Origin of the sequence: Streptomyces sp. WM6372 (genome assembly GCF_001279655.1) — a bacterium.
Lineage (GTDB): Bacteria > Actinomycetota > Actinomycetes > Streptomycetales > Streptomycetaceae > Streptomyces.
In genome coordinates this window covers 40,449-64,866 of sequence record NZ_LGDB01000238.1, presented here as the reverse complement: position 1 = coordinate 64,866, position 24,418 = coordinate 40,449, and the positions used below count along the sequence as shown (strand labels likewise).

The 24,418-nt window shown below is 72.9% G+C and carries 21 protein-coding genes; 18 read left to right on the top strand and 3 right to left on the bottom strand.

The annotated features are described in order from the left end of the window. Positions 1–31 precede the first annotated feature (31 nt). The 18 genes from ADK52_RS35580 to ADK52_RS35495 all read left to right on the top strand — a co-directional run bounded on the left by ADK52_RS35580 (position 32) and on the right by ADK52_RS35495 (position 18,510). On the top strand, positions 32–343 hold the full coding sequence (locus tag ADK52_RS35580) for an STAS domain-containing protein (protein ID WP_030157520.1): 312 nt from the start codon (positions 32–34) through the stop codon (positions 341–343). A 5-nt stretch (positions 344–348) separates the two neighbouring features. Then, the gene (locus ADK52_RS35575) at positions 349–813 is read left to right on the top strand and encodes an ATP-binding protein (RefSeq protein WP_234318218.1); all 465 of its coding nucleotides are present in this window, start codon (positions 349–351) and stop codon (positions 811–813) included. After that, positions 795–2,063, top strand: coding sequence for a PP2C family protein-serine/threonine phosphatase (locus ADK52_RS35570; protein ID WP_053693982.1), 1,269 nt, complete (start codon positions 795–797; stop codon positions 2,061–2,063). The genes ADK52_RS35575 and ADK52_RS35570 overlap by 19 nt, the downstream gene beginning before the upstream one ends. Further along, a complete protein-coding gene (locus tag ADK52_RS35565) occupies positions 2,063–2,806 on the top strand; it encodes a MinD/ParA family ATP-binding protein (protein ID WP_030157526.1) in 744 nt (247 codons plus the stop codon). Before ADK52_RS35570 ends, ADK52_RS35565 begins: the two co-directional genes overlap by 1 nt. A 70-nt stretch (positions 2,807–2,876) precedes the next feature. Continuing rightward, positions 2,877–3,617 (top strand): type 1 glutamine amidotransferase domain-containing protein, encoded by a 741-nt coding sequence (locus ADK52_RS35560; protein ID WP_053693981.1) that lies wholly within the window; start codon positions 2,877–2,879, stop codon positions 3,615–3,617. A gap of 32 nt (positions 3,618–3,649) precedes the next feature. Then, complete coding sequence (locus ADK52_RS35555) at positions 3,650–5,134, top strand: aldehyde dehydrogenase family protein (protein WP_053693980.1); 1,485 nt, start codon at positions 3,650–3,652, stop codon at positions 5,132–5,134. A gap of 49 nt (positions 5,135–5,183) precedes the next feature. Then, positions 5,184–5,798, top strand: a complete 615-nt coding sequence (locus tag ADK52_RS35550) for an NADPH-dependent F420 reductase (RefSeq protein WP_053693979.1) — start codon at positions 5,184–5,186, stop codon at positions 5,796–5,798. Continuing rightward, complete coding sequence (locus ADK52_RS35545; RefSeq protein ID WP_078988849.1) at positions 5,783–6,361, top strand: (2Fe-2S)-binding protein; 579 nt, start codon at positions 5,783–5,785, stop codon at positions 6,359–6,361. The genes ADK52_RS35550 and ADK52_RS35545 overlap by 16 nt, the downstream gene beginning before the upstream one ends. A gap of 5 nt (positions 6,362–6,366) precedes the next feature. Further along, entirely contained in the window at positions 6,367–8,772 is a 2,406-nt protein-coding gene (locus ADK52_RS35540) for a xanthine dehydrogenase family protein molybdopterin-binding subunit (protein WP_053693978.1), read from the top strand. Further along, on the top strand, positions 8,769–9,593 hold the full coding sequence (locus ADK52_RS42740) for an FAD binding domain-containing protein (protein ID WP_053693977.1): 825 nt from the start codon (positions 8,769–8,771) through the stop codon (positions 9,591–9,593). Before ADK52_RS35540 ends, ADK52_RS42740 begins: the two co-directional genes overlap by 4 nt. Before the next feature lie 25 nt (positions 9,594–9,618). Continuing rightward, entirely contained in the window at positions 9,619–10,881 is a 1,263-nt protein-coding gene (locus ADK52_RS35530; protein ID WP_053693976.1) for an MFS transporter, read from the top strand. After that, positions 10,878–12,392 (top strand): ATP-binding protein, encoded by a 1,515-nt coding sequence (locus ADK52_RS35525; protein WP_053693975.1) that lies wholly within the window; start codon positions 10,878–10,880, stop codon positions 12,390–12,392. The genes ADK52_RS35530 and ADK52_RS35525 overlap by 4 nt, the downstream gene beginning before the upstream one ends. A gap of 16 nt (positions 12,393–12,408) precedes the next feature. Then, positions 12,409–12,750 carry a nuclear transport factor 2 family protein gene (locus tag ADK52_RS35520; protein ID WP_053693974.1) on the top strand — a complete coding sequence of 114 codons (342 nt, stop codon included), beginning with the start codon at positions 12,409–12,411 and terminating at the stop codon, positions 12,748–12,750. 138 nt (positions 12,751–12,888) lie between these two features. Further along, the gene (locus ADK52_RS35515; RefSeq protein ID WP_037836388.1) at positions 12,889–13,536 is read left to right on the top strand and encodes a TMEM175 family protein; all 648 of its coding nucleotides are present in this window, start codon (positions 12,889–12,891) and stop codon (positions 13,534–13,536) included. 71 nt (positions 13,537–13,607) lie between these two features. Beyond that, a complete protein-coding gene (locus tag ADK52_RS35510) occupies positions 13,608–14,933 on the top strand; it encodes a transposase (RefSeq protein ID WP_147420064.1) in 1,326 nt (441 codons plus the stop codon). Then, positions 14,933–16,072 (top strand): XdhC family protein, encoded by a 1,140-nt coding sequence (locus ADK52_RS35505; protein WP_053693972.1) that lies wholly within the window; start codon positions 14,933–14,935, stop codon positions 16,070–16,072. Before ADK52_RS35510 ends, ADK52_RS35505 begins: the two co-directional genes overlap by 1 nt. A gap of 166 nt (positions 16,073–16,238) precedes the next feature. Continuing rightward, positions 16,239–17,681, top strand: coding sequence for a GuaB1 family IMP dehydrogenase-related protein (locus ADK52_RS35500; RefSeq protein WP_182508701.1), 1,443 nt, complete (start codon positions 16,239–16,241; stop codon positions 17,679–17,681). A gap of 247 nt (positions 17,682–17,928) precedes the next feature. Further along, positions 17,929–18,510, top strand: a complete 582-nt coding sequence (locus tag ADK52_RS35495) for a sigma-70 family RNA polymerase sigma factor (RefSeq protein WP_053693971.1) — start codon at positions 17,929–17,931, stop codon at positions 18,508–18,510. On the opposite strand, the gene ADK52_RS44865 is transcribed toward ADK52_RS35495, so the two are convergent. From ADK52_RS44865 to ADK52_RS35480, 3 genes are all read right to left on the bottom strand, one after another. After that, on the bottom strand, positions 18,444–21,266 hold the full coding sequence (locus ADK52_RS44865) for an ATP-binding protein (RefSeq protein ID WP_053693970.1): 2,823 nt from the start codon (positions 21,264–21,266) through the stop codon (positions 18,444–18,446). The two genes, ADK52_RS35495 and ADK52_RS44865, sit on opposite strands and share 67 nt — an antisense overlap. Positions 21,267–21,428: 162 nt before the next feature. Further along, positions 21,429–22,664: a histidine kinase gene (locus ADK52_RS35485; RefSeq protein ID WP_053693969.1), complete on the bottom strand. Its 1,236-nt coding sequence runs from the start codon at positions 22,662–22,664 to the stop codon at positions 21,429–21,431. Then, positions 22,661–24,391, bottom strand: a complete 1,731-nt coding sequence (locus ADK52_RS35480; RefSeq protein WP_053693968.1) for a cation acetate symporter — start codon at positions 24,389–24,391, stop codon at positions 22,661–22,663. Before ADK52_RS35480 ends, ADK52_RS35485 begins: the two co-directional genes overlap by 4 nt. Positions 24,392–24,418 lie beyond the last annotated feature (27 nt).

Sequence of the window (24,418 nt, the reverse complement as noted above, 5' to 3'; positions counted from 1 at the left end):
GCTCCAACCGCAGCGCCGAAGGAGACCTGACATGCCGCTTTCCGTGTCCCTGAGCATCGAGGGCGACACCACCGTGATCGAACTGGCGGGCGAGCTGGACGCCAAGACCGCGCCGGACTTCCACCAGACCATCGAGAAGGCCGCCGGGCACGGCACCGGCACGGTCGAGATCAGGATGGCCGGCGTCGGCTACATGGCCAGCGCCGGACTGCGGTCCCTGGTCTTCGCCCAGCAGAAGGTCGCCAACCACGTGACCATCAAGGTGGTCGGCGCGATCGAGCCCGTGTCCCGGACCATCCGGACGGCCGGGCTGGACCGCAGCATCGTGCTCTCCGATGAGTGAAGCGCATGAGTGACATGGTCGAACTGGCGAGGACGCCCGCCGAACTGGAGGTGCCCGCCACGCTGGGGGCACTGGGCGACATCGCCTCGTTCGTCCTGCGGCTGGCCGGCCGGGCGGGCCTGGGCAAGGGGCCCGCGTACCGGATCCGGCTGGCCGTGGACGAGCTGGCCACGAACATCGTGATGCACGGGTACCGGGGCGGCGACGGGCGGATCACCGTCCGCGGCCGCTCCGGTCCCGGCCGGGTGCAGATCTCCATAGCGGACTCCGCTCCGGCGTTCGACCCCGTCGAGGGCTGTCTGCCCCCGGCTCCCGGGGTTCCCCCCGAGCGGCGCAGGATCGGCGGACTCGGCATCCACCTGGCGCTGACCAGCGTGGACGAATTCAGCTACGTACGCAGGGACGGCCGCAACATCAGCACGCTGACTGTGAACGCTGAGGGGACGGACCCATGCCCTCCACGACCGTGATCATCCTCGACGAGTACCCGCCGCCTCCGCTCGAACTGCTCGACGCGCTGCGCTCGATGGACGCGGAGCTCGTCGCCCGCACGCTGGCCGAGCTGCGGGGCGGCCCGCTCGACGAGCTGCCCGTGGCCGACGTCCTGCTCGCCCCGGCCGAGGCCGACGGCGAGTCGGTGCGCCTCGCGGTACGGCGGCTGCGCCGCTGGGCCGGGGCCCCCATCGTGGTCGTCTGGACGGTGACGGAGTTCGCCGCCCTGGAGGAGCACGTCCGGCTCGGCCACGACTACCTCGTACCGCCCTTCCTGCCCGCCCTCGTCGGGGCCCGGCTGCACAGCTGCTCGGAGCGGGCCGGACTCGGCCGCACCCTGCGCGAAGCCGATGCCCGCGCCGAACTCATGGGGTACGAGAAGGAGTTGGAGATCGGTCGGGAGATCCAGGCCGGCTTCCTGCCCGAATCGCTGCCGGTCCCCGATGGCTGGGAGATCGACGTCCGCTTCCGGCCCGCCCGGCAGGTCGCCGGGGACTTCTACGACGTCTTCGAGATCTCCCGCGGCCGCCGCCTCGCCTTCGTCGTCGCCGACGTCTGCGACAAGGGGGTCGGCGCCGCGCTGTTCATGGCGCTCATCCGCTCGCTGCTGCGGCACACCGCGGAGAACAGCGGACTCCAGCACCTGGTGGCCGCCGGGCGTGCGGGCGGCAGCCGGCGGATCCCGGTGGTCGGCGCGACACCGCTGCTCAACGCGGTCACCGCCACCAACGGCTACCTGACCCGCAACCACCTCCGACAGGGCTACTTCGCCACCCTGTTCTTCGGGGTGCTCGATCCCGCGACCGGCAGCCTCGTGTACATCAACGGGGGCCACAACGCGCCGCTGCTGCTGCGCGCCGACGGTGGCGAGCCGCTCGCCCTGGAGGTGACCGGACCCGCCGTCGGGGTACTGCCGGACTGCGTGTACACGCTCGGCTACGCCCAGCTGAACCCGGGCGACACCCTGTTCGTGTTCACCGACGGAGTGCCGGAGGCCCGCTGCCCCAACGGCAGTTTCCTCGGTGACGAGCGGATGCTGGAGCTGCTCGCCGGCCCCCCGGTGAGCGGCAGGGAGGTGGTCGACCTCATGGACACCGCGGTACGGGAGCACACCGGAACGGCCGAACAGCACGACGACGTCACCATGCTGGCCCTGCACCGGCCACGTGCGGCGCGGGGGCCGCACGGGGACCGGACCACGGCCGCGGGCCGTGCGGCGGTGGCCTGATGGCCCGGACCATCGTGGTGCACTCGCACCGCGGGGGCACCGGAAAGTCCTCGGTACTGGCGAACCTCGCCCTGCTCATCGCGGGCGAGGGGCGCCGGGTGGGGGTGGTCGACACGGACATCCAGTCGCCCACCCTGGACCTGCTCTTCCGGCTCGGCCCGGGTCCCTCCCTGGCCGACTACCTGCTCGGGCGCTGCGAGATCGAGTCCACGGCCCAGCAGGTCGGCGTGCCCGGGCTGTACGTCGTACCGGCGCGGACCGGGACGGCGGCCCTGCGCGAGCTCATGACCAGCGGATACGACGTGGGGCTGCTGCCGGAGGGCTTCGACCGGCTGGTCGAGTGCTACGCGCTCGACGTGCTGCTGCTCGACACCCACGCCGGACTGAACAACGAGTCGGTGACCGCCATGGCGAGCGCCGACGTACTCATGATCATGGCCCGGGCCGACCGGATCGACCTCTCCGGGGTCGAGGAGACCATCGCCCTCGCCGGGCGGCTGGCCTGCCGGCGGGCTCTGGTCATGAGCATGGCCCCCGAGGGCATCGACGGGGAGCGGATCCGCCGGCGTGCCGAGGAGGTGTACGGCGCCCCCCTGGCCGGAATCCTTCCCTATGTGCCGGAAATGGCCGCCCTGTACGGCGAACGCATATTCGCCGAAGCCCATCCCGACCACCCCCTGGTCGGTGAATTCCGCACCATCATCTCCGCGTTGGACGCACCTCACGAAGTATCGCGCGCCTGACGCTCCCCCCTTACGCCCCCTGCGGGGGGCGTGTTGAATCGGCAGCGATTCCAGAACAAGGAGAACAGTCATGAAGATTCTCGTCGTCATGACGGCCAAGGCAACGCTCCACCTGTTGGACGGGGAACAACACCCCTCGGGTTTCTGGGCCGAGGAATTCGTCGTTCCTTTTACCCTCTTCAAGGCCGCAGGCCACACCGTGGACGTGGCGACGATCGGGGGCCAGGCCCCCACGGTCGACCAGACCAGCATCGACCCGCAGTTCCTCCAGTGGGTCCGCCCCGAGGGCTCGCCGAACGAGGACGCGGCCAACGCCGCCGAGTACGTGAGAGTCGTCGAGAGCACCCCCCAGCTCAAAAGCCCCCTCGCCCTGGAGTCCCTCGGAGAGAAGGACATAGCCGAGTACGACGGGATCTACGTCAGCGGCGGCCACGGCGCGATCGGAGACCTGCCCCACTCCGACGAGCTCGCCCAGATCCTGCGCTGGGCCCTCGCCCAGGACAAGCCGCTCGCCACCGTCTGCCACGGCCACACCTCGCTGCTCGCGCTGCGCGACGGCGAAGGCCGCTGGCCGTTCGAGGGCTACCGGATGACGGCCTTCTCGCACAGCGAGGAGATGGTCACCAACATGGCCGGCCGCCTCCCGCTGATCCTCGAAGCCGAGCTCACCCGGCTCGGCGCGCGCTACGAGAAGGCCGAAAAGATCTGGGACTCGCACGTGGTCGTGGACCGCAAGCTCACCACCGGCCAGAACCCGTACTCCTCCAAGGCCCTTGCCGAGACGTTCCTACAGCAGCTCGCCAAGGGATAGAAAGCCCCCGCATCCGACACCGGAAGGCAGCCATGACCAAGCGCGCGCTCAGCGACCAGCCCTTGGCCAACCCCGGGAAGCTGTTCATCGGCGGCACATGGGTCTCGGCCCAGGACGGCCGTACCGAGCCGGACATCAGCCCCGTGGACGGACAGGAGATCGTACCGGTGGCCCAGGCCGCCGCCGCGGACGCGGACGCGGCCGTGGCCGCCGCCCGCCAGGCGTACGAGGAAGGTCCCTGGAGCAGACTGTCCGCCCAGGAACGCGCGCTGCGGCTGAACCGGGTCGGCGAGCTCATCGAGCGCGATCTGGAGGAAATCGCCCTGCTGGAGACGGTGGACATGGGCAAGCCGTTCGCCTTCTCCAGCACGGTCGACGCCCCCATGGCCGCCCAGCTCATGCACTACTACGCCGGCGCCGTGACCCGGGTCGACGGCTCCTCGCGGGCCCCGGCCGGCGGGCAGCTCGCGTACACCCTGCGCGAACCGCTGGGCGTGGTCTGCGCCATCACCCCGTTCAACTTCCCGCTGCTGCTGTCGATGACGAAGATCGCACCGGCGCTGGCAGCGGGCAACACGGTCGTCCACAAGCCCTCCCCGGCCACCCCGCTCACCGCGCTGAAGATCGCCGAGCTCTTCCAGGAGGCGGAGATCCCGGACGGCGTGCTGAACGTGATCACCGGTCCGGGCGTGGAGCTCGGTGAGACCCTCACCGGCCACCCCGACATCGACAAGATCGCCTTCACCGGCTCCACCGCGGTCGGCCAGACGATCATCCGCAAGTCGGCCGGCACCCTGAAGAAGGTGACGATGGAGCTCGGCGGCAAGTCCGCCAACATCGTCTTCGCCGACGCTGACCTGGACGCCGCCGAGGAGCTCGCCTTCTTCGGCATCTACTACAACAAGGGCGAGATCTGCACCGCCGGCTCGCGCCTGCTGCTCCAGCGCCCCCTCCACGACGAACTGGTCGAACGCCTGGTGAGCCGGGCCGCCGCCCTCAAGCCCGGCGACCCGCGCGACCCGGAGACCCTGTTCGGACCGCTGGCCCACCGCGGCCAGTTCGAGAAGGTCAGCTCGTACATCGAGATCGGCGAGAAGGAAGGCGCGGTCCTGCGGACCGGCGGCACCGGCTGGACCCCGGAGGGGGCTTCCAGCCAGGGCCTGTACTTCCTGCCGACGATCTTCACCGGCGTCGACAACGGCATGCGGATCGCGCAGGAGGAGATCTTCGGCCCGGTGCTGTCGATCATCCCCTTCGACACCGAGGAAGACGCGATCCGGATCGCCAACGACAGCGCGTACGGGCTCGCCGCGGGCGTCCACACCAAGGACCTCCGGCGCGCCCACCGGGTGGCCTCCCAGATCAAGGCCGGCACGGTCTGGGTGAATTGCTACAACCAGTACGACCCCTCCGTGCCCTACGGCGGCTACAAGGCCTCCGGATACGGGCGCGAGTGCGGGCCGGAATCCCTGGAGAGCTACACGCAGACCAAGTCGGTCTGGATCGGCATGGACTGAGTTCCCGACCGGCTGACCGACCGAGCGAACCGACGGAGTAGGAGCGGCAATGCGCACAGGCATCATCGGCACCGGGCGGATCGGTTCGACCCTCGCGCGGATCCTGGTGGCGGCCGGCCACGAGGTCTTACTGGCCAACGCCCGCGGCCCCGAGTCCATCGGCGCCTTACTGGCCGAACTGGGCCCGGCGGCCTCGGCGGCGCACCCCGCCGAGGTCGCCGACCAGGCCGAACTGCTGGTGCTGATGGTGCCGTACGCGAGCGTCCAAGGGCTCCTCCCGTCCGCGGCCGTCCAGGACAAGGTGCTGGTGGACGCCACGAACGCGTTCAGCGGCGGCGGCAAGCCCGCCGACCTGGGCGGGCGCGCCTCCAGCGAACTGGTCGCCGAGTGGTATCCCGGCGCCCGGGTCGTGAAATCCCTGAACACCATGCATTTCGAGACTCTCGCCGTCGCCGGCGGAGCGGGGGGCGAACGCCTGGCCCATTTCACGGCGGGCGACGACGAGAAGGCGAAGGAAATCGTCGCGGGAATCATCGCGGATGTGGGATTCGCGCCCGTCGACACCGGCTCGCTGCACTCCGGAGGAATTCTCCAGCAGCCCGGCGGGCCCCTTTTCAACCGGCCGCTCACGGAAGCGCAGGCGCTGGCATGGATCTCTCACTGAACGTGAACGGAAGACCCGAGCAGTTCGCGGCCGAGCCGAACGAACTGCTCGTGGAACGGATCCGCGACGGCCTCGGGCTGACCGGAACCAAGGTCGGCTGCGACACCGGCCAGTGCGGCACCTGCGTCGTCCAGCTCGACGGACGCTCGGTCAAGAGCTGCCTGATCCTCACCGCGTCCGCCGCCGGCTCCCGGGTGACCACCATCGAGGGGGTCACCACGCGCGGCGGCGAACTCAACGGCCTCCAGGAGGCCCTGCGCCAGGAGCACGGGACCCAGTGCGGGTTCTGCACCCCCGGCATGGTGATGGCCCTCGGCGAGCTCGTCGAGAACACCGCGGACCGCGAGGCGCCCACCGAGCCCGAGATCCGCGAGTGGCTCACCGGCAACCTGTGCCGCTGCACCGGCTACCACAGCGTCGTACGGGGCGTGCAGCGCGCCTGCTCCGCCGCCCGGACCGAGATACCCGAGGAGATCAGCGGGGGCGCCGCCGTCTCCGCGCCCGCCGGGCCCGAGCCCCAGCCGGCGTCCGTGTCCGCCTCCGCGTCCGCCGAGGAGGTGTGAGGGAGATGACCGCAGTGACGGGGGAGGCCCCCCTCCAGGGATCGGGCCTGCTCGGCCAGCCGCTGGACAGCCGCGAGGATCCGCAGCTGCTGCGCGGCGAGGCGAAGTACGTGGCCGACATCGACCTGCCCGGCACCGCCCACATGGCGATCCTCGGCAGCCCGGTGGCCCACGCGAAGATCAGCTCCATCGAGACCAAGGCCGCGGAGCACATGCCCGGCGTGCTGAAGGTGGCCACCGCGGCCGACTTCACCGACGTGATGCCGCTGCCCTGCATCTGGATCCCCGGCGGGGTCGAGAGCCACTTCCCGCCCCACCCCTACGGGCTTCCCGGCGCCCGCCCGGTCCTGACCGGCGACACCGTCCGGCACGTCGGCGACCCGATCGCCGTGGTCGTCGCCGAGACCCCGCGCCAGGCCACCGCCGCGCTGGCCGCCATCGCCGTCGAGTACGAACCGCTGCCCGTGGTCACCCGGGCCGACGCGGCACTCGCCGAGGGCGCGCCCCAGCTGCACGAGGCCGTACCGGGCAACCTGAACGCGTACTGGACCTGCGGCGACAAGGACCGCACCGAAGCGGCCCTCGCCGAGGCCGAGGTCAAGGTCGAGCTGGACCTGGTCAACCAGCGCACCATCAACAGCCCCATCGAGCCGCGCGGCGCGGTCGGCGACTACAACGCCGCCACCGACGAGTACACGCTGTACGCCTCCACCCAGGGCCCGCACAACCACCGCTTCCTGCTCGCCGCACTGGTCCTCGGCATCCCCTTCAACAAGCTCCGGGTGATCGCCCCGACCGTCGGCGGCAGCTTCGGCACCAAGGGGTACCTGTACCCCGACATGGCGCTCGTCCTGCTGCTCTCCAAGGCGCTGGGCCGGCCCGTGAAATGGGTGGACACCCGCACCGGGCTGATGAACTCCACCGTCCAGGGCCGCGACCACCGCCAGCACGTGGTGCTCGCCGGCACCCGCGACGGCCGGATGACCGGCCTGTGGGCCACCAGCTACGCCAACCTCGGCGCGTACCCCTCCACCATCGGCCCCGGTGTCGCCACCGCCCTGATGGGCCGCTCCATCAGCGGCATGTACGACATCCCGGCCGCCTTCTGCGAGGTGTACGCCGCGTTCACCAACACCGTCTCGCTCGGCGCCCAGCGCGGCAGCGGGCGCGCCGAGGCGGCCTTCCTGATGGAGCGGCTCGTCGACCGGTTCGCCTCCGAGATCGGCATGGACCCGGCCGCCGTCCGGCGCAAGAACCTGGTGCCGAACGAGAAGTTCCCGTACGACAACGGCCTCGGCTGGACGTACGACTCCGGGGACTACCAGGTGAACTTCGACCAGGCGATGGAGCTGTCGGGCTACGCCGACATGCCCGCCCGCAAGGCCGAGGCCCGCACCCGCGGCAAGCGGCTCGGCGTGGGCATCGCCACCTACGTGGCCATCTGCGGGGTCGGCCCCTCCACCCGGATGTCCAAGGAGGGCATGCTCGGCGGCACCTGGGAGAGCGCGAACATCCGCGTCCACCCGACCGGCGAGGTCACCGTCACCGTCGGCTCCGCCTCCACCGGCCAGAGCCACCACACGGTCTTCGCGCAGGTCGCCGCCGACGAGCTCGGCATCGACCCGGCCCTGGTCCAGGTGTACGAGGGGGATACCCTCAAGGCCCCGTACGGGCAGGGCACGTACGGCTCGCGCTCCTACAGCATGGCCGCGCCCGCCGTCGCCCTCACCGCCCGGAAGATCAAGGCGAAGCTGGTCAAGGCCGGGGCCGTCTTCCTCGGCGTCCCCGAGGACAAGGTCGTCTACGCGGGCGGCAAGGTCCACGAGGACGGCAACGAGGAGAACACCAAGACCTTCGCCGAGCTGGCGATGGCCATGTGGTACGGCTGGGGACTGCCCCACGAGATCGAGCCGGCCCTCGACGAGACCACCCACTTCGACCCGCCCGACTTCAACTACCCCTTCGGCACGCACGTGGCGGTCGTCGAGGTCGACGAACTCACCGGCGAGACCGAGGTGGTGGCGTACACCGCCGTCGACGACGCCGGGAACATCGGCAACCCGAAGATCGTCCTCGGGCAGATCGAGGGCAGCATCACGCACGGCCTGGGGCAGGCGCTGATGGAGGCCGCCGTATACGACGAACAGGGCCTGCTGCTCAGCTCGGACCTGACCAAGTACGCCCTGCCGCGCGCCGCGGACGTACCGTTCTTCACGCTCGGCAAGACCACCACGCCCAGCCCGCACAACCCGCTGGGCGCCAAGGGCGCCGGCGAGATCGCCACCGTGCCGCCCGCCGCGGCCGTCGTCAACGCGGTCGTCGACGCCCTGTCCGACCTGGGTGTACAGCACATCGACATGCCGCTCACCCCCGAGAAGGTCTGGCGCCGCCTGAGAGGGGAAGCCCAGTGATCCTCACCGAGTTCGACTACGTCCGGCCCGTCGGCCTCGAAGAGGCCCTGGCCCTCCTCTCCGGCACCCGGGGCGCCCGGGTGCTGGCCGGCGGCCAGAGCCTGCTGCCCGGGCTGCGCACCGGGGAGGACACCGCCCGGCTGCTCGTCGACGTGCGCCACCTCGAAGAGCTCCGCGGCGTCGAGCGGAGCGCCGGCGTGATCCGGATCGGCGCGCTGACCACCCTCGCCGAACTCGCGGGCCACGCGGCCGTCCTGGCCGAGGCCCCGGAACTGGCGGCCGCCGCCCGGGCCAACGGGGACCCCCAGGTCCGCAACCTCGGCACGGCCGGCGGGAACCTCGCCGCCGCGGGACGCGCCACCGACCTGCCGGTCGCGGCCATCGCCGCGGACGCCGCGGTCGAACTGGCGGGACCCGGCGGCCGGTGGACCGTGCCCGCCGAGGAGTTCGCCGTCTCCGGGGCGCCGGCCGGGGCCGTGGTCACCGCACTGCTGGTGCCCGCCGCCGGGCGGGCCGCCGCCTTCGAGAAGACCGCCGACCGGGCCACCCGCTACCCGGTCTGCGCCACCGCCGTACGGATCACCCCCGACGGGCCGCGCATCGCGGTCGCCGGGGCCACCGCCCGCCCGCTGCGGCTGCGCGGGGTCGAAGACCGGCTGCGCGGGGGCCCGTACACGACGGAGGCCGTGCTCGCGGCCTTCCGCGCCGAGCCCAGGGAGCTGTTCGTCCCCGGGCGCGGCACCTCGGCCGAGTACCTCGGCCACCTCGCGGGGGTGCTCGCCGCCCGCGCGCTGCAGAGGGCAGACCAGGCCCTCGCCTGACCGCCCACCACGGGGAGTTGACGCAGTGGCCGAATTGTCCAGGACGACCACGGGGGTTCCGGCCGGTCCGGCCGCCCAGGCGGCCGCGGCCCCCAGAGGCTCCGGCTTCTGGGTGGTCGGGGCGGTGCTCGTCCTGCTGATGCTCTCCTCGTCCGTACCCTCCGCCCTCTACGTGCTCTACCAGCAGAGATGGGGCCTGTCCTCCGGCATGATCACGGTGGTCTTCGCCCTGTACGCCGTCACCGTGCTGATCGGGCTCCTGCTGTTCGGCTCCCTCTCGGACACCCTGGGCCGCCGCCCCGTGCTCGGCGTCGGCCTGGTCCTGGCGATCGTCTCCATGGGGCTGTTCGCCGGGGCGCAGGGGCTCGGACTGCTGCTCGCCGCCCGTGCGGTGCAGGGCCTCGCGGTGGGCCTGGCCACCGGGGCGATGGGCGCCGCCCTGCTCGAACTCGCCCCGCGCTCACGGCCGGCGCTCGGCGCCCAGGTCAACAGCGCGGGGCCGACGGTGGGGATCGGGCTCGGCGGGATCGGGGCCGGGCTGCTCGTCCAGTACGCGCCCGCCCCGACCGTGCTCAGCTACCTGCTGCTGGTCGCCGCCTTCGCGGTCACGCTGGTGGGGGTGTTCAGGATGCGTGAGAGCGCTCCCGAGGCCCGTTCCGGCGGCCGGATGCGGATCAGCGCGCGCCGGATCCACGTCCCGGCCGCCGTGCGGGGCCGGTTCGCGGTCCTCGTCCTGACCATCGTCGCCGTCTGGTCCGTCGGCGGCTTCTACCTCTCGCTCGGGCCGCACCTGGCCCTCTCGCTGCTCGGCAGCTCCAACTACCTGGTCGGCGGGGCCACCGTGGCCCTGCTCGCGGGCGCCGCCACCGCGGCCCAGCTGCTGCTGGGCCGCGTCGAGGCCCTGCGCACCGCCGTCCTGGGCCTGTGCGGGCTGCTGGCCGGGCTGGGCCTGGTCCTGCTCGCGCTGGGCCTGCGCTCGGCCCCCGTGTTCCTCGTGGGCACCGCCGTCCTCGGGGGCGGCTGGGGCGCGGCGTTCCTCGGCTCCTTCCGGGCGCTGAGCGGGCTCGCGGACCCGGCGCACCGCGGTGAACTGACCGCGGCCGTCTACGTCTTCGCGTACCTCGCGATGAGCGTGCCGGCGGTGCTCGCCGGAATGCTCACCAACATCCACGGCCTGCACCGCACCTCGGTCGGCTTCATGGCCGCCGTCGCCGGGGTGTGCGCGCTGGCCCTGTTCGTCACACTGCGGCTGGCCGCCCGCACCCGGGCCGAAGGGAGCACGCCATGAAGGCTGCCGACATGAGCGCCGCGGAGCTGCGGTCGGCCCTGCTCGGGCTGGAGATCTTCGCCGGACTCACCGAGGACCAGCTGGACTGGCTGGTCTCCGTCTCCGAGCCGCGGGTCCTCGGCGACGGGGAGGTCCTGTTCCGGGACGGCGAGGAGGCCACCGGCTTCCACGTCCTGCTCGCGGGCGGGCTCGTGGTCACCAAGGTCGTGGACGGCCGGGAGGAGGTGCTGACCCGGCACTCCACCGAGGAGGAGAGCGCCGCCGCCGAGGAGCACGACGGAAAGCCCTCCGCCGCGCACCGCTTCACCGGGGAGCTGCCGCTGCTGACGGACGGGGCGTACGTGGCCACCGCGGCCGCGAGCGGCCCGGCGACCACCGTCGTCGCGTATCCGAAGCCGGTGTTCTTCGAGATGCTGACCCGCTGCCACGGGGTGGCGGCCGTGCTGATCCCGGTGCTGGCCTGGCGGATCAAGTCCTCGGAGGTGCAGGCCCGCAAGCGGGCCACCGTCGAGGCGCTCGGCACCCTGGCCGCCGGCCTCGCGCACGAGCTGAACAACCCGGCCGCGGCCGTGGCCCGGGCCGCGCAGGAGCTGGCACCGGCCCTGGAGGGCCTCACGCGGACCGCGCAGGCCTGGGGCGCCGCGGCGACGGGCGCGGAGCGCTCCGTGTTCGACCGGCTGGCCGAGGAGCTCGACAAGCTGCCGCCGCCGGTCACCACCGATCCGTTCGCCCAGGCCGACGCCGAGGAGGAGATCGCCGACTGGGCCGAGGAGGCGGGCACCGAGCGGCCCGGGCTGCTCGGATCGGGGATCTCGGACCTCGGGCTGGAGCTGGGCTGGCTGCTGGAGCGGCTGGAAGGGGTCGGGGAGCCGGCCCTGCCCGCCGCCCTCGACCACCTGGCGGCCCTGCTGGAGATCCGCTCGCTCGCCGCGGAACTGCGCGCGGCCGGCCCCAGGATCTCCCAACTCGTCGCCGCCACCCGGGATTACGCCAATCTCGACCGGGCACCCGAACAGCGCTTCGCGGTGGCCGACGGGATCGAGAACACGCTGGTCGTCCTGCGTGCGAAGCTCGCCGGGATCACCATCGTGCGCGAGTACGAACCGGACGTGCCCGAACTGGCGGGCTATCCCAGTGAGTTGAACCAGGTGTGGACCAACCTGGTGGACAACTCCGCCGAGGCCATGGAGGGCGCCGGCACCCTCACCCTGCGGGTGCGCGCCGAAGGCGTCTGCCTGGTCGTGGAGATCGCCGACACCGGGCGGGGCATCCCCGAGGACTCCCTGCCGCGGATCTTCGAACCCTTCTACACGACCAAGGACGTGGGGAAGGGAACGGGCCTCGGACTGCACCTCAGCTACCGCATCGTGACCCAGCGCCACCACGGCTCGATCACCGCCCGCTCGCGTCCCGGCGAGACCCGGATGGTGGTCCGGCTGCCGCTCACCGCGGCCGCCGCCTGCGCCGAAACACCTGATGAACCCATCTCCAGCCACTCCACCACCAGTTGAAGGACAGGGAGTCGACATGGCCCAGTACGACATCTCCAAGCTCCACCCGGTGTTCGTCCGCCAGATGGAGGCGCTGGCCGCCCTGGACATCGAGGCGGTCATGAAGAACTACACCGACGACGCGGTGCTGCTGCGCTTCGAGGGGGTCTCCGTCGGCATCGACGCCGTGCGCGAGACGTTCACCGGGTACCTGACGGTGAAGCCGACCCTGGTGGAGCTCCAGGAGTACATCGAGACCGAGGACACGATCTTCTACCGCGCGATCATGAACCTGAACGGAGAACCGGAGCACGCGTTCGGGACACTCGTGGTCCGCGATGGCCGGATCTGGCGCCAGACCGCCGGTTTCGGCGGCTGATCAACGATATCTGGGTAGCGTGTGCGGGGAGGGCGGAGGCAGCGCCCTCCCCGCACGTGCAAGCCCTTCCGGGCGACCGGGATCAGGGCTCGGGCCGGCCCGGATTGGCTCGGCCCGTGAAATGGCAAAGGGGAGGTCATGGAACGCGAAACCGGACGTGTCGAGGCATTCAGTGACGGTGTATTCGCCATCGTCATCACGATTCTGGTCCTGGAACTAAAGGTTCCGGAGGAAAAGGGATCGGACTTCTGGCACGGCGTGTCGGAACAGTGGCCGCACTATGCCGCATACGTGGTGAGTTTCCTCATCATCGGCGTGATGTGGGTGAATCACCACACCATCTTCAGTCACCTGAAGCGGGTGGACCGGCCGCTGTTGTTCCTGAATCTCCTGGTGCTGATGGTGGTATCGGTGATTCCCTACACCACCACCGTTCTCGCCGAGCACCTCGTCGAGGAGGGCGGCTCCGCCAACGCCGCCGCGGTCCTCTACAGTTCGGTCACCGTCGCCTACGCGCTGGCGTTCCTGGCCTTCTGGTGGTATGTCACGCGGGTCGGCCACCTGTTCCACGAGCGGGTCGACAAGGACGGCGCCCGGGCCACCCGCGTGCGCTTCGGCCTCGGCGCCGTGGCCTACCCCTTGACCGTTCTCCTGTCCTTCTTCTCCGCTCCCCTCACTCTCGCCACACACTTCCTGATCGCGCTCTACTATGCGGCGAACCAGATCCCCATCCCCCTCGTGGTAGAGGAAGAGCGGCTCGAATCTGCGAGCGACCTCAGGAAGTAGCCGCCGGGGCCTACGGCCGCTCAGTACGGTCAAGTAGGGTATTGGATCTAGTGGTCGCGGGGGAGGCCCAGATGGCTCGCGCAGTCCTGCCGGAGGAATCCACCAAGGAAATCTCCGAATTGATCGACGTCCTGATCTCTCTTTTCTTCGAATCCTTACCCCGGCGGGACCAGCGAAACTGGGCCCGCGTTTATCTCAACGGCCTCGTGCGGACCAGCGGGAAGAAAACAATCCGTAACATCGCCGGAACAGGGGCGAGTTCCGTCGAGCAGAGCCTCCAGCAGTTCATCAGCAAGTCCCCGTGGGACTGGACACCGGTGCGCCGCTCCCTCGCCCAGTACCTCGAACGCACCGCCCAGCGCCCGCTGGCCTGGGTGGTCCAGCCCATGGTCATCGAGAAGGCCGGCGACCGCTCCGTCGGGGTCGGCCGGCAGTTCGTCCCCCAGCTCGGCCGCACCGCCAACTGCCAGCAGGCCAGCGGCATCTGGCTCGCCTCCAGCGAGGCCAGCTTCCCCGTCGAATGGACCCTCACCCTCCCGGGGCCCTGGACGAACGAGCTGATGCGCCGCCGGCGGGCCGGCATCCCCGACACCGCCCGCTCGCTCACCCCCGCCCAGGACGCCGTACACGCCGTCCAGCGGATGGCCGCCACCTGGCAACTCCAGCGCCGGCCCGTGGTGATGGAGGTCGCCAACACCGACATACCGCAGAGCATCGAGTCCTTCGCGCTACAGGACATCCCCTTCGTCTTCAAGGTCGACGGCTCGCTGCCCGTCTCCTTCGGCGGCGCCGGCCGGCACAAGCCCGGACCGCACACCGCCCCCGCCCGCGAACTCATCGACTCCCTGCGCTCCCAGCGGCGCGTCGTCGAATGGACCCGGCACGGCCGCGCCGAAGGAGCGGTGACCCTGCTGACCTCGGCCGCCATCCTCGCGACCCCCGGCGAGGACCGCCCCGTACCGATGCCGCCCACCCCGCTGCTGCTCGTCGGCGCCTGGACCGAAGCCGCCCTGCTGCCCTCCGAGTTCTGGATCACCAACATCGGGGACCGGCCGCTGGCCCAGCTCTTCCTGCTCGCCAAACTCACCGACCGGGTATCCGTCGATTTCACCGAGACCTGCGAACCCGTAGGCATCCGTGATTTCGAGGGCCGCTCCTTCCGTGGCTGGCACCACCACGCCACGCTCGCGAGCGTCGCCCACGCGTCGAAGCTGCTCAGCGCCCGCGGCCGGATCCCGGACGGATTCCCCCCGCCCGGCCGGCCCGCGATCGGCGGGGCGCCGGCCCCCAGGCCGCGCACCGGAGCGCCCGGTCCCGTGCCGCGGACCGGGCCGCCGGTGCTGCCGCCGCGGCCGCTGATCCCCGGCCAGAGCGCGAGACGCGAGTACATCCGCTGATGCTCGACATCGCCGAGGAGCTACGCGCGTGGTGCGCCGCGCACCGGGAGTTCGCCCTGGCCACCGTGGTCGCCGTCACCGGGAGCGCGCCGCGCGGCCCGGGCGCCTCGCTCGCCGTCGACGCCGGCGGCACCGCCCTCGGCTCCCTCTCGGGCGGCTGCGTGGAGTCCGCCGTGCACGAGCTGTGCCTCGACGCCATCGCCTCCGGCGAAGGCGGCGTGCACCGCTTCGGATACAGCGACGACGACGCCTTCGCCGTCGGCCTGACCTGCGGCGGAGTCCTGGACGTGCTCGTCACCCCGGTGCGCGGGCACGATCCGGTGCGGCCCGTCCTCGGCTCCGTGCTGGAAGCCGCCGCCGGCGGGGCCCGGGCCGCGCTGGCCCGGGTGGTCTCCGGCCCGCCGCCGCAGCTCGGCCGGGCGCTCGCCGTCCACCCCGACGGATCGTACGAGGGCTGCCTGGGCGGGGGCGCGGCCCTGGACCGGGCCGCCGCCGTGCACGTACGGGACCTGCTGCTGGCCGGGCGCACCGGGACGGCCGAGCTCGGCACCGCCGGCGGGCTGTGCGGGCAGCCGCTGACGCTGCTGGTCGAATCGGCCGCCGAGCCGCCCCGGCTGATCGTCTACGGCGCGATCGACTTCGCCGCCGCCCTCGCCCGGATCGGGGCCTTCCTGGGCCACCGGGTCACCGTCTGCGACGCCCGGCCCGTCTTCGCGACGCCGGCCCGCTTCCCCGACGCCGACGAGGTGGTCGTGGACTGGCCGCACCGGCACCTGGCCGCGGAATGGGAGGCGGGCCGGGTGGACTCCCGTACGGCGGTCTGCGTCCTCACCCACGACGCCAAATTCGACGTACCCCTGCTGGCCCTCGCCCTGCGGCTGCCGCTCGGCTACGTCGGAGCCATGGGATCGCGGCGCACCCACGCCGCACGCGAGCAGCGGCTGCGCGAGGAGGGGGTGCCGCGGGCCGCGCTCGCCCGCTTGCGCTCGCCCATCGGACTGGACCTCGGCGGCGCCACGCCCGAGGAGACGGCCCTGTCGATCGCCGCCGAGTTCACGGCGGCCCGGTACGGAGGATCGATCCTCCCCCTGGCCCACCGGCCCGGTCCGGTCCACCGGCAGAGGACCAAAGTCCCGTAGGGACGGCCGACCGTCCCGTAGGAAAAGACCACACGGCCCGGTATGTCCTGGACGATCAGCCCGGGCGGCATGAAGCGCGGGCCATGGGAGAATGAAGTACGTGCGTTTCCCCGGCCGCCCGCCGGGGCCGCAGCCGGATCCTTCGATCGACTGGGATGTTCAGCACGTGCGTTTCCTCAATGACCAGAAGCCGCCGTACGACCTGACGTACGACGATGTGTTCATGGTGCCGAGCCGCTCCGCGGTCGGTTCCCGCCAGGGCGTGGACCTCTCCTCGCCCGACGGCACCGGCACCACCATTCCGCTCGTCGTGGCGAACATGACCGCCATCGCGGGCCGCCGCATGGCCGAGACGGTCGCCCGCCGCGGCGGCATCGTGGTCATCCCGCAGGACATCCCGATCGAGGTCGTCACCGACGTCATCTCCTGGGTGAAGACCCGCCACCACGTGCTCGACACCCCGATCACGCTGGCGCCCACCCAGACCGTCGCCGACGCGCTGTCCCTGCTGCCCAAGCGGGCGCACGGGGCCGGTGTCGTCGTCGACGCCGACGGCCGCCCGGTCGGCGTGGTCACCGACCACGACCTGACCGGCGTGGACCGCTTCACCCAGCTCTCCGAGGTCATGTCGAAGGAGCTCCTGCTCATCGACGCCGACATCGACCCCCGCGAGGCCTTCAACAAGCTCGACGCCGGCCACCGCAAGCTGGCCCCGGCCGTCGACAAGGACGGCAAGCTCGTCGGCCTCCTCACCCGCAAGGGCGCGCTGCGCGCGACCCTGTACACCCCGGCCACCGACGCGAACGGCAAGCTGCGCATCGCGGCGGCCGTCGGCATCAACGGCGACTTCGTGCAGAAGGCCAAGCAGCTGCTCGACGCGGGCGTGGACACGCTCGTCATCGACACGGCCCACGGCCACCAGGAGTCGATGATCAACGCGATCAAGGCCGTGCGCGCGCTGGACCCGCAGGTCCCGATCGTGGCGGGCAACATCGTGGCGGCCGAGGGCGTCAAGGACCTCATCGAGGCCGGCGCCGACATCATCAAGGTCGGTGTGGGCCCCGGCGCCATGTGCACCACCCGCATGATGACCGGCGTGGGCCGCCCGCAGTTCTCCGCGGTGCTGGAGTGCGCGGCGGAGGCGAAGAAGCACGGCAAGCACGTGTGGGCCGACGGCGGCGTCCGCCACCCGCGCGACGTGGCGATGGCGCTGGCCGCCGGTGCCTCGAACGTGATGATCGGCTCCTGGTTCGCGGGTACGTACGAGTCCCCGGGCGACCTCCAGCAGTCCGCCGACGGGCGCTTCTACAAGGAGTCGTTCGGCATGGCCTCGGCGCGCGCCGTGCAGAACCGCACCTCCGAGGAGTCCGCGTACGACCGGGCCCGCAAGGGCCTGTTCGAGGAGGGCATCTCGACCTCGCGGATGTTCCTGGACCCGGCCCGCCCGGGCGTCGAGGACCTGATCGACTCGATCATCGCGGGTGTCCGCTCGTCCTGCACGTACGCGGGCGCCGGCTCCCTCGCGGAGTTCGAGGAGAAGGCCGTGGTCGGCGTCCAGTCGGCGGCGGGCTACGCCGAGGGCAAGCCGCTGCACGCCAGCTGGAGCTAGTCCCCGCATCCTCGTTTCCCGCTTTCCCGCTTTCCCGCTTTCCCGCTTTCCCGCTTTCCCGCTTTCCCGGTGGCCCCGGGCCCGTCCCCTGCGGACGCGGCCCGGGGCCACCGGCGTTCGGCGGGGAGACCGTTCGGCGAGCCGTTCGACCGGTCGGCGCAGGTGGCGGGCGGATACGCCATGCGGCGGATAACTCCGGGCGCCGGGTCCGTCACGCTCAGGTCATCCGACCTGGAAGGGGCACCCCGTGACCACGACCCTCTGCCGCCGCACCGAAGCCCACGCCCTCGCGCGACTGCACAGCGAACACGGAAAAGCCCTCTACGGATTCCTGCTCGGACTCACCTTCGGCGACCGGCACCGCGCCGAGGACCTCCTCCAGGAGACCCTCTTCCGCGCCTGGAAACACCCCGAGGTGCTGGAGAGCGACCACGCCTCCATGCGGCCCTGGCTCTACACCGTCGGCCGGCGCCTCGCCATCGACGCCCGGCGGGCCCGCCAGGTCCGGCCCGCCGAGGTCGGGCCGGACGCGCTCGACACCCACGCGCCCGTCGCCGACGACGGCACCGAGCAGGCCGTCACCGTCCTCGACGTCCGCGACGCGCTGAGATCACTCAGCCCGGAGCACCGCGCGGTGCTCGTGCAGATCTACTTCCGCGGGGCATCGGTCTGCGAGGCGGCCGAGGCGCTCGGCGTCCCCGCCGGGACCGTCAAGTCCCGTACGTACTACGCCCTGCGGGTGCTGCGCGACGCCATGCCCGGTTACGGCCCGGGCCCCGGCATCGGGCCCGGCGCCGGCTCCGGCCCCGACCGCCGCGCCGCCGCCTGAGCGGCCACCGCCGCCCGCGAACGGACCTGGAGCTTCGCCAGGATGTGCGAGACGTGCGTCTGGACCGTCCGTGCGGACAGGAACAGGGCGCTCGCGATCTCCGGGTTCGAGCGGCCCTGCGCGACGAGCAGGGCCACCTTCAGCTCCGCCGGGGTCAGCGCCTCCCACCCGTTGGCCGCCCGCCGCCGCGCCGAACGGCTGCCGCGCCGCACCCCCAGGCTCCGCAGCCGGGCGTCGGCCCGCGCGATGTCCCACCGCGCGCCCAGCTCCTCGTACGCGGCCACCGCACGCGACAGCGCCGACCGCGCCGCCGCCAGATCGCCGTGCCAGGCCCGGGCCACCGCCAGGTCCTCCCACGCGTGGCCCAGCACCAGCGGCCGGCCGGCGCGCTCCGCCCGCTCCAGCGCCCGCGCCAGCAGCTGCGGGTCCTGCGCGAACAGGCCCTCGCAGCGCAGCAGCGCCAGGGCCGGGCCCGGGTACTCGGCCAGCGCCGCCGCCGTCCGCCCGCAGGCGGCCACCGCCGCCCGGGCCGTGGCCGTGTCCCCGCACTCCAGGGACAGCCGGACGATCTCCGAGAGCATCCAGGGGCGTTCGTACGTCCTCGCCTCGTCCGGTCCGTCCGCCAGCGCCGGCAGCAGCTCGCGCACCGCGTCGGCCGGCCGGCCCGCACGTTCCGCCAGCAGCGCCCGGGCCAGCCGTACGTGCCCGCTGTAGCGGCGGGCCGCCGGGGCCGCGAACGCGGCCGGCGGGAGCAGTGCGAGCTCGGCCTGCGCCGCCTCGCGCTCGTCCCGGTGGCCCCGTACGAGCGCCCGCAGTCCGTGCACCACCACCGGAAGCCAGCCGTCCGAGACGGGCAGCCCGTCCGCCCGGGCCACCCCGGCGAGCGCGGCGTCCCAGTCGCCGAGCCGGTAGCGGAACTCGGCGAGCAGGGCCTCGGTCACCACCAGCCGTCCCGTCGAGCGGGTGGCGAGCGCCAGCTCCCGCGCCTCGCCCAGCGCCGCCGCGACGGGCTCCGGCTCGTCGAACTGCTCATGCCCCTCGGCCTGGTTGGCGAGGAGCAGCAACCGCATGTCGTTGGCCTCGGGGGCGCGCCGGGCCCAGGCGATCCCCTCGGCGACATGGCGCAGTGACTCCCGGCCGCGGCCCAGGTGGAACAGGGCGAAGGCCATCGCGTGGTGGGCCTCCGCCCCGCACAGCGGATCGCCCAGCCGGGCCGCCTCCGCCACCACCGGAACGGCCAGGACGTGGGCCTGCGCCGGGCAGCCCCGTTCGGCCAGGGCCAGGACCCGGCAGGCCTCCAGCCGCAGCCGGAGCGCGGGGGAGGGGACCGGTTCCGCCAGCGCGTCCTCGGTGACGGCCAGCGCCCGGCCCATGTCCCCCTCGATCATCAGCGCCGACACCAGCTTGAAGGCCAGCTCCGCCCGGGCCCCGGGATCCTCGGCCCGCCGGTGGAGGGTGGTCAGCAGCTCCGCCGACTCGGGGCGGCGCAGCATCAGGGCGGCGTCCGCGAGGCTCCCCTCCAGGGCGTCCCGGTCCGCGCGGTCGGCCTGGCCGACGGCCCGCTCCAGCAGTTCGGCGGCCGCGCCGGGCGCCGCCGCGATCAGGGCCTGCGCCGAGTCCGCCAGCCAGCGCACGGCCCAGCGGTCCAAGGAGCCCCCGGCCAGCAGCTGTTCGGCGGTGCGGGCCGGATCCTGGCCGGCCTCGGCGAGGGCCAGGGCCGCCTCCTGGTGGAGGGCGGAGCGGGCGGGCCGGGGCAGTTCGGCGTACAGGGCCTGGCGCAGCGCGGGATGCCGGAAGCGCAGCTGCTCGCCGGCGTCCTCCAACAGCCCGGCGAGCAGCGGCTCCTCCAGCTCGGCCAGCACCTCGCGGGCGGGCCGGGCCTGTACGAGGGCCAGCTCGCGCGGCGTGAAGGCCGGCCCGAGCAGCGCGGCGTGCCGCAGGGTGGTGTAGGCGGCGCGGGAGAGGTAGCCGAGGCCCCGGGGAAGGGATGCGGGAGGATCGGGCAACTCCGCCTCCGCAACGGTCAGTTCGGCGGTGGCGGCGGTGATCTCGATGGCCCGGGACCAGTGCGCGGCCAGCTCGTGCAGGAGGCGGGGGTTGCCGCCCGCCTGGTCGGCGGCCCGGCGCAGGCGAGGGCCGGGGGGTGCGCCCAGCCGCCCGTGGAGGAGCTCGCCCGACTCGGGCCCGGTCAGCGGCTCCAGCCGTACGCTGTGCCCGCCCGGGCCCGCGCCCAGCTCGGCGCACAGCTGCTCCACCTCGGGGCGCCGGGGCAGCGGTCTTCGGGTCGCCGCCAGCAGCAGCGGCAGCCGCTCCGCCGCCCGGCCCAGGCGCCGCCACAGCGCCAGGCTCGCCGGGTCCGCCCAGTGCAGGTCGTCCAGGACCAGCAGCAGCGGGCCCCGCGCACACCACCCCTCGACCCCGGACACCAGCAGGTCCATGGCGGCGAGCCACGCCCCGCCGGGCCGCTCCGCCTCCCGGGCCTCCCGGAGCAGGGCGACCACGGCCGCCCGGTCGGCGCCCTCGGGGTGCAGGCAGTCCAGTGCGGCCCGCAGCGGCAGCTCCGCCGTGAAGGGGTCGGCGGCCCCGTAGCGCACCCGGCAGCCCAGCGCGGCGGCCTCGGTCAGCGCCTCGCACACGTGCGCCGTCCGGCCCGCTCCGGGCTCGCCCTCCACGACCAGGCGGCCGCCGAGCCCCCGCGCACCGCCGCGCACCCAGCCCCGTAACTCCTCGCGCTGCTGCTCCCGCCCGACCAGCACGTCGGCGAACCTCCCAGACTGTCCTCCGGCTGCCGCCAGGGGAGCCCTGGCAGTCGGTCCGCGCTCAGGGGGTGTCCTGTGGATCACGCCGGGCTCGCGGCCCTTGTCCGGCACTGATCCACCGGACACCCCCTCGGCCAGGATGGCATGCCCGGGGCCCGGTCAGGACCGGCGCGGCTGCTGCCCCGGCCCCGAACTGTGCACGCCCGCACGGTACTTGGGAATCCTCAGGGAGATCTTCATGCCCGCGCCCACGCCCGTCTCGATCACCGGGCCGTACGCGTCCCCGTACACCTGGCGGATCCGCTCGTCCACGTTCGTCAGCCCGATGCCCGACGAGGAGCCGCTGCGCTCCCCGGCCAGGATCCGGCGCAGCACGGCGGGATCCATGCCGACCCCGTTGTCCTCGATGGTGATCACCGCCTCGGCGCCCGCGTCCCGGGCGGCGATGGTGATCAGGCACTCCTCGGTGGAGTCCTCCAGCCCGTGCTTGACGGCGTTCTCCACCAGCGGCTGGAGGCACAGGAACGGCAGCGCCACCGGCAGCACCTCGGGCGCCACCTGGAGGGTCACCTTCAGCCGGTCCCCGAACCGGGCTCCGGCCAGGGCCAGGTACTGCTCGATGGAGCGCAGCTCCTCGGCGAGCGTGGTGAACTCGCCGTGCCGCCGGAAGGAGTAGCGGGTGAAGTCGGCGAACTCCAGCAGCAGGTCCCGGGCCCGCTCCGGGTCGGTGCGGACGAACGAGGCGATCGCGGCGAGGGAGTTGAAGATGAAGTGCGGGGAGATCTGCGCGCGCAGCGCCTTGATCTCCGCCTCCATCAGGCGGGTGCGCGAGCGGTCCAGCTCGGAGAGCTCCAGCTGCACGGAGACCCAGCGGGCCACCTCCGTCGCGGCCCGCACCAGTACCGCCGACTCCCGCGAACCGTAGGCCACGAGGGCGCCGAGGACCCCGTCCTCGCCGGTGAGCGGGGCGAACACCGCCCACTTCAGCGGGCAGTCGGGGCGGGTGCACTCCGTCCGCACGCTCATGCTGCGGCCGGAGTCCAGCATGACGGAGACCCGGGCCATCGCCCGCCGCTCGTGGTGGTCGGCGCCCGGCCCGTCCCAGGCCAGCACGGACTGCCGGTCGGTGAGGCACAGGGCCTCCGTGCCCAGCAGCGAGCGCAGCCGCTTCGCGGCCTTGCGGGCGGCGTCCTCGGTGAGCCCGGCGCGCAGCGGGGGAGCGGCCAGCGAGGCGGTGTGCAGGGTGTGGAAGGTGGCCCGCTCCACGGGGGTGCCGAGGTCCAGGCCGCTCGCCCGTTCGCCGCGCCGGGCGTGCCACCGGCCGCCGGCCCAGCCCAGACCCAGCAGCAGGGCCGCGCCCGCCACCGCGAGGGCCGCGAGCACCGCTCCGGTCATGGAGCACCGCCCGCGCCGGCCCCGGTCACGCTCTCCGGCAGGTGCAGCCGGGCCAGCGTCGCCGCCGTCCCCGCCGGTATCCGCGACCGGGTGGCCAGCGATACGAGCACCATCGTGAGGAAGCCCAGGGGTACCGACCACGCCGCCGGCCACGCCATCAGGGTGTGCGCCCACCCGGCCGGGGGCAGCCCCGCACGGGTCGCCAGCACCGCGCCCAGCGCCGCCCCGCCCCCGATGACCAGCCCGGCCACGGCGCCCGGCGGGGTCAGCCGGCGCCACCAGATGCCCAGCACCAACAGCGGGCAGAACGACGAGGCCGACACCGCGAAGGCCAGCCCCACCGCGTCCGCCACCGGCACGTCCGTCAGCAGCACGCTCCCGCCCAGCGGCACCAGCATCGCCACCAGCACCGCGATCCGGAACGTCCGCACCCCGCGCCTCGCCAGGACGTCCTGGTGCAGCACCCCGGCCACCGCCATGGTCAGCCCCGAAGCCGTCGACAGGAACGCCGCGAACGCGCCCCCCGCCACCAGCGCCCCCAGCAGGTCGCCGAGCACCCCGCCCACCATCCGGTCCGGCAGCACCAGCACCGCCGCGTCCGCGTCCCCGGTGAGGGCGAGTTCGGGGGCGTACGTCCGGCCGAGCACCCCGTACACCGGCGGCAGCAGGTAGAAGAAGCCGAGCAGGCCGAGCACCACCAGCGTGGTGCGCCGCGCGTCGCGGCCGTTCGGGCTCGTGTAGAAGCGCACCGCCACGTGGGGCAGGCCCATCGTGCCGAGGAAGGTGGCCAGCACCAGCCCGTACGTCGCGTACAGGCCGAGCGCCGGCCGGGCGCCGTCCATCGGCTCGGACCAGCGGGCGGCGTCCCGCCCGGATTTCGCCCGGGTCTGCGGAACCCGGGTGTCCGGGGCGAACTCCAGCCGCGCCCCGGCCCGTACGGAGTGCTCCCCGGGTTCCAGCGTCAGCGGGGCCGCCGCGTAGCCGCGTCCGTCGACCTGACCGGTGACCTTCACCGCCAGCGGCGAGTCCAGCGACAGCCGTACGTCCTCGGCGAGCGTGACGGCGGTGTGCTCGCGGAAGACCGCCGGGGCGTCGAAGGAGGCGCGCGGCGCCCCGTCCCCGGCCCAGGCGGCGAGCAGGAAGAAGGCGGGCACCAGCAGCGCGGTGAGCTTGAGCCAGTACTGGAAGGCCTGGACGAAGGTGATGCTCCGCATCCCGCCGGCCGCGACGGCCGCGGTCACCACGAACGCGACGACCACCCCGCCCACCCAGTGCGGGGCCCCGGTCAGGATCTCCAGGGTCAGCCCGGCGCCCTGGAGCTGCGGCAGCAGGTACAGCCAGCCCACCCCCACCACGAACAGCACCGCAACCCGGCGCACCGCCTGCGACTCCAGGCGGGCCTCGGCGAAGTCGGGCAGCGTGTACGCCCCCGAGCGCCGCAGCGGAGCCGCCACCAGCGCCAGCAGCACCAGGTATCCGGCGGTGTAGCCGACCGGGTACCAGAGCATCTCGGGGCCCTGGAGCAGCACCAGCCCGGCCACTCCGAGGAAGGAGGCCGCGGAGAGGTACTCCCCGCTGATCGCCGCCGCGTTGAGCCGGGGCCCCACCGTCCGCGAGGCGACGTAGAAGTCGGAGGTGGTCCGCGATATCCGCAGCCCCAGCGCGCCGACCAGCACCGTGACCAGGACGACCACGGTGACGGCGGTCAGCGCGTACGCCTGGTTCAAGGCTCGGTCCTCATCGCCCGGGGGAGG

Coding starts and splice junctions, on each gene's coding strand:
- ADK52_RS35580 (WP_030157520.1), top strand. CDS start 32: ATGCCGCTTTCCGTGTCCCTGAGCATCGAGGGCGACACCACCGTGATC.
- ADK52_RS35575 (WP_234318218.1), top strand. CDS start 349: ATGAGTGACATGGTCGAACTGGCGAGGACGCCCGCCGAACTGGAGGTG.
- ADK52_RS35570 (WP_053693982.1), top strand. CDS start 795: ATGCCCTCCACGACCGTGATCATCCTCGACGAGTACCCGCCGCCTCCG.
- ADK52_RS35565 (WP_030157526.1), top strand. CDS start 2,063: ATGGCCCGGACCATCGTGGTGCACTCGCACCGCGGGGGCACCGGAAAG.
- ADK52_RS35560 (WP_053693981.1), top strand. CDS start 2,877: ATGAAGATTCTCGTCGTCATGACGGCCAAGGCAACGCTCCACCTGTTG.
- ADK52_RS35555 (WP_053693980.1), top strand. CDS start 3,650: ATGACCAAGCGCGCGCTCAGCGACCAGCCCTTGGCCAACCCCGGGAAG.
- ADK52_RS35550 (WP_053693979.1), top strand. CDS start 5,184: ATGCGCACAGGCATCATCGGCACCGGGCGGATCGGTTCGACCCTCGCG.
- ADK52_RS35545 (WP_078988849.1), top strand. CDS start 5,783: ATGGATCTCTCACTGAACGTGAACGGAAGACCCGAGCAGTTCGCGGCC.
- ADK52_RS35540 (WP_053693978.1), top strand. CDS start 6,367: ATGACCGCAGTGACGGGGGAGGCCCCCCTCCAGGGATCGGGCCTGCTC.
- ADK52_RS35525 (WP_053693975.1), top strand. CDS start 10,878: ATGAAGGCTGCCGACATGAGCGCCGCGGAGCTGCGGTCGGCCCTGCTC.
- ADK52_RS35520 (WP_053693974.1), top strand. CDS start 12,409: ATGGCCCAGTACGACATCTCCAAGCTCCACCCGGTGTTCGTCCGCCAG.
- ADK52_RS35515 (WP_037836388.1), top strand. CDS start 12,889: ATGGAACGCGAAACCGGACGTGTCGAGGCATTCAGTGACGGTGTATTC.
- ADK52_RS35510 (WP_147420064.1), top strand. CDS start 13,608: ATGGCTCGCGCAGTCCTGCCGGAGGAATCCACCAAGGAAATCTCCGAA.
- ADK52_RS35505 (WP_053693972.1), top strand. CDS start 14,933: ATGCTCGACATCGCCGAGGAGCTACGCGCGTGGTGCGCCGCGCACCGG.
- ADK52_RS35485 (WP_053693969.1), bottom strand. CDS start 22,664: ATGACCGGAGCGGTGCTCGCGGCCCTCGCGGTGGCGGGCGCGGCCCTG.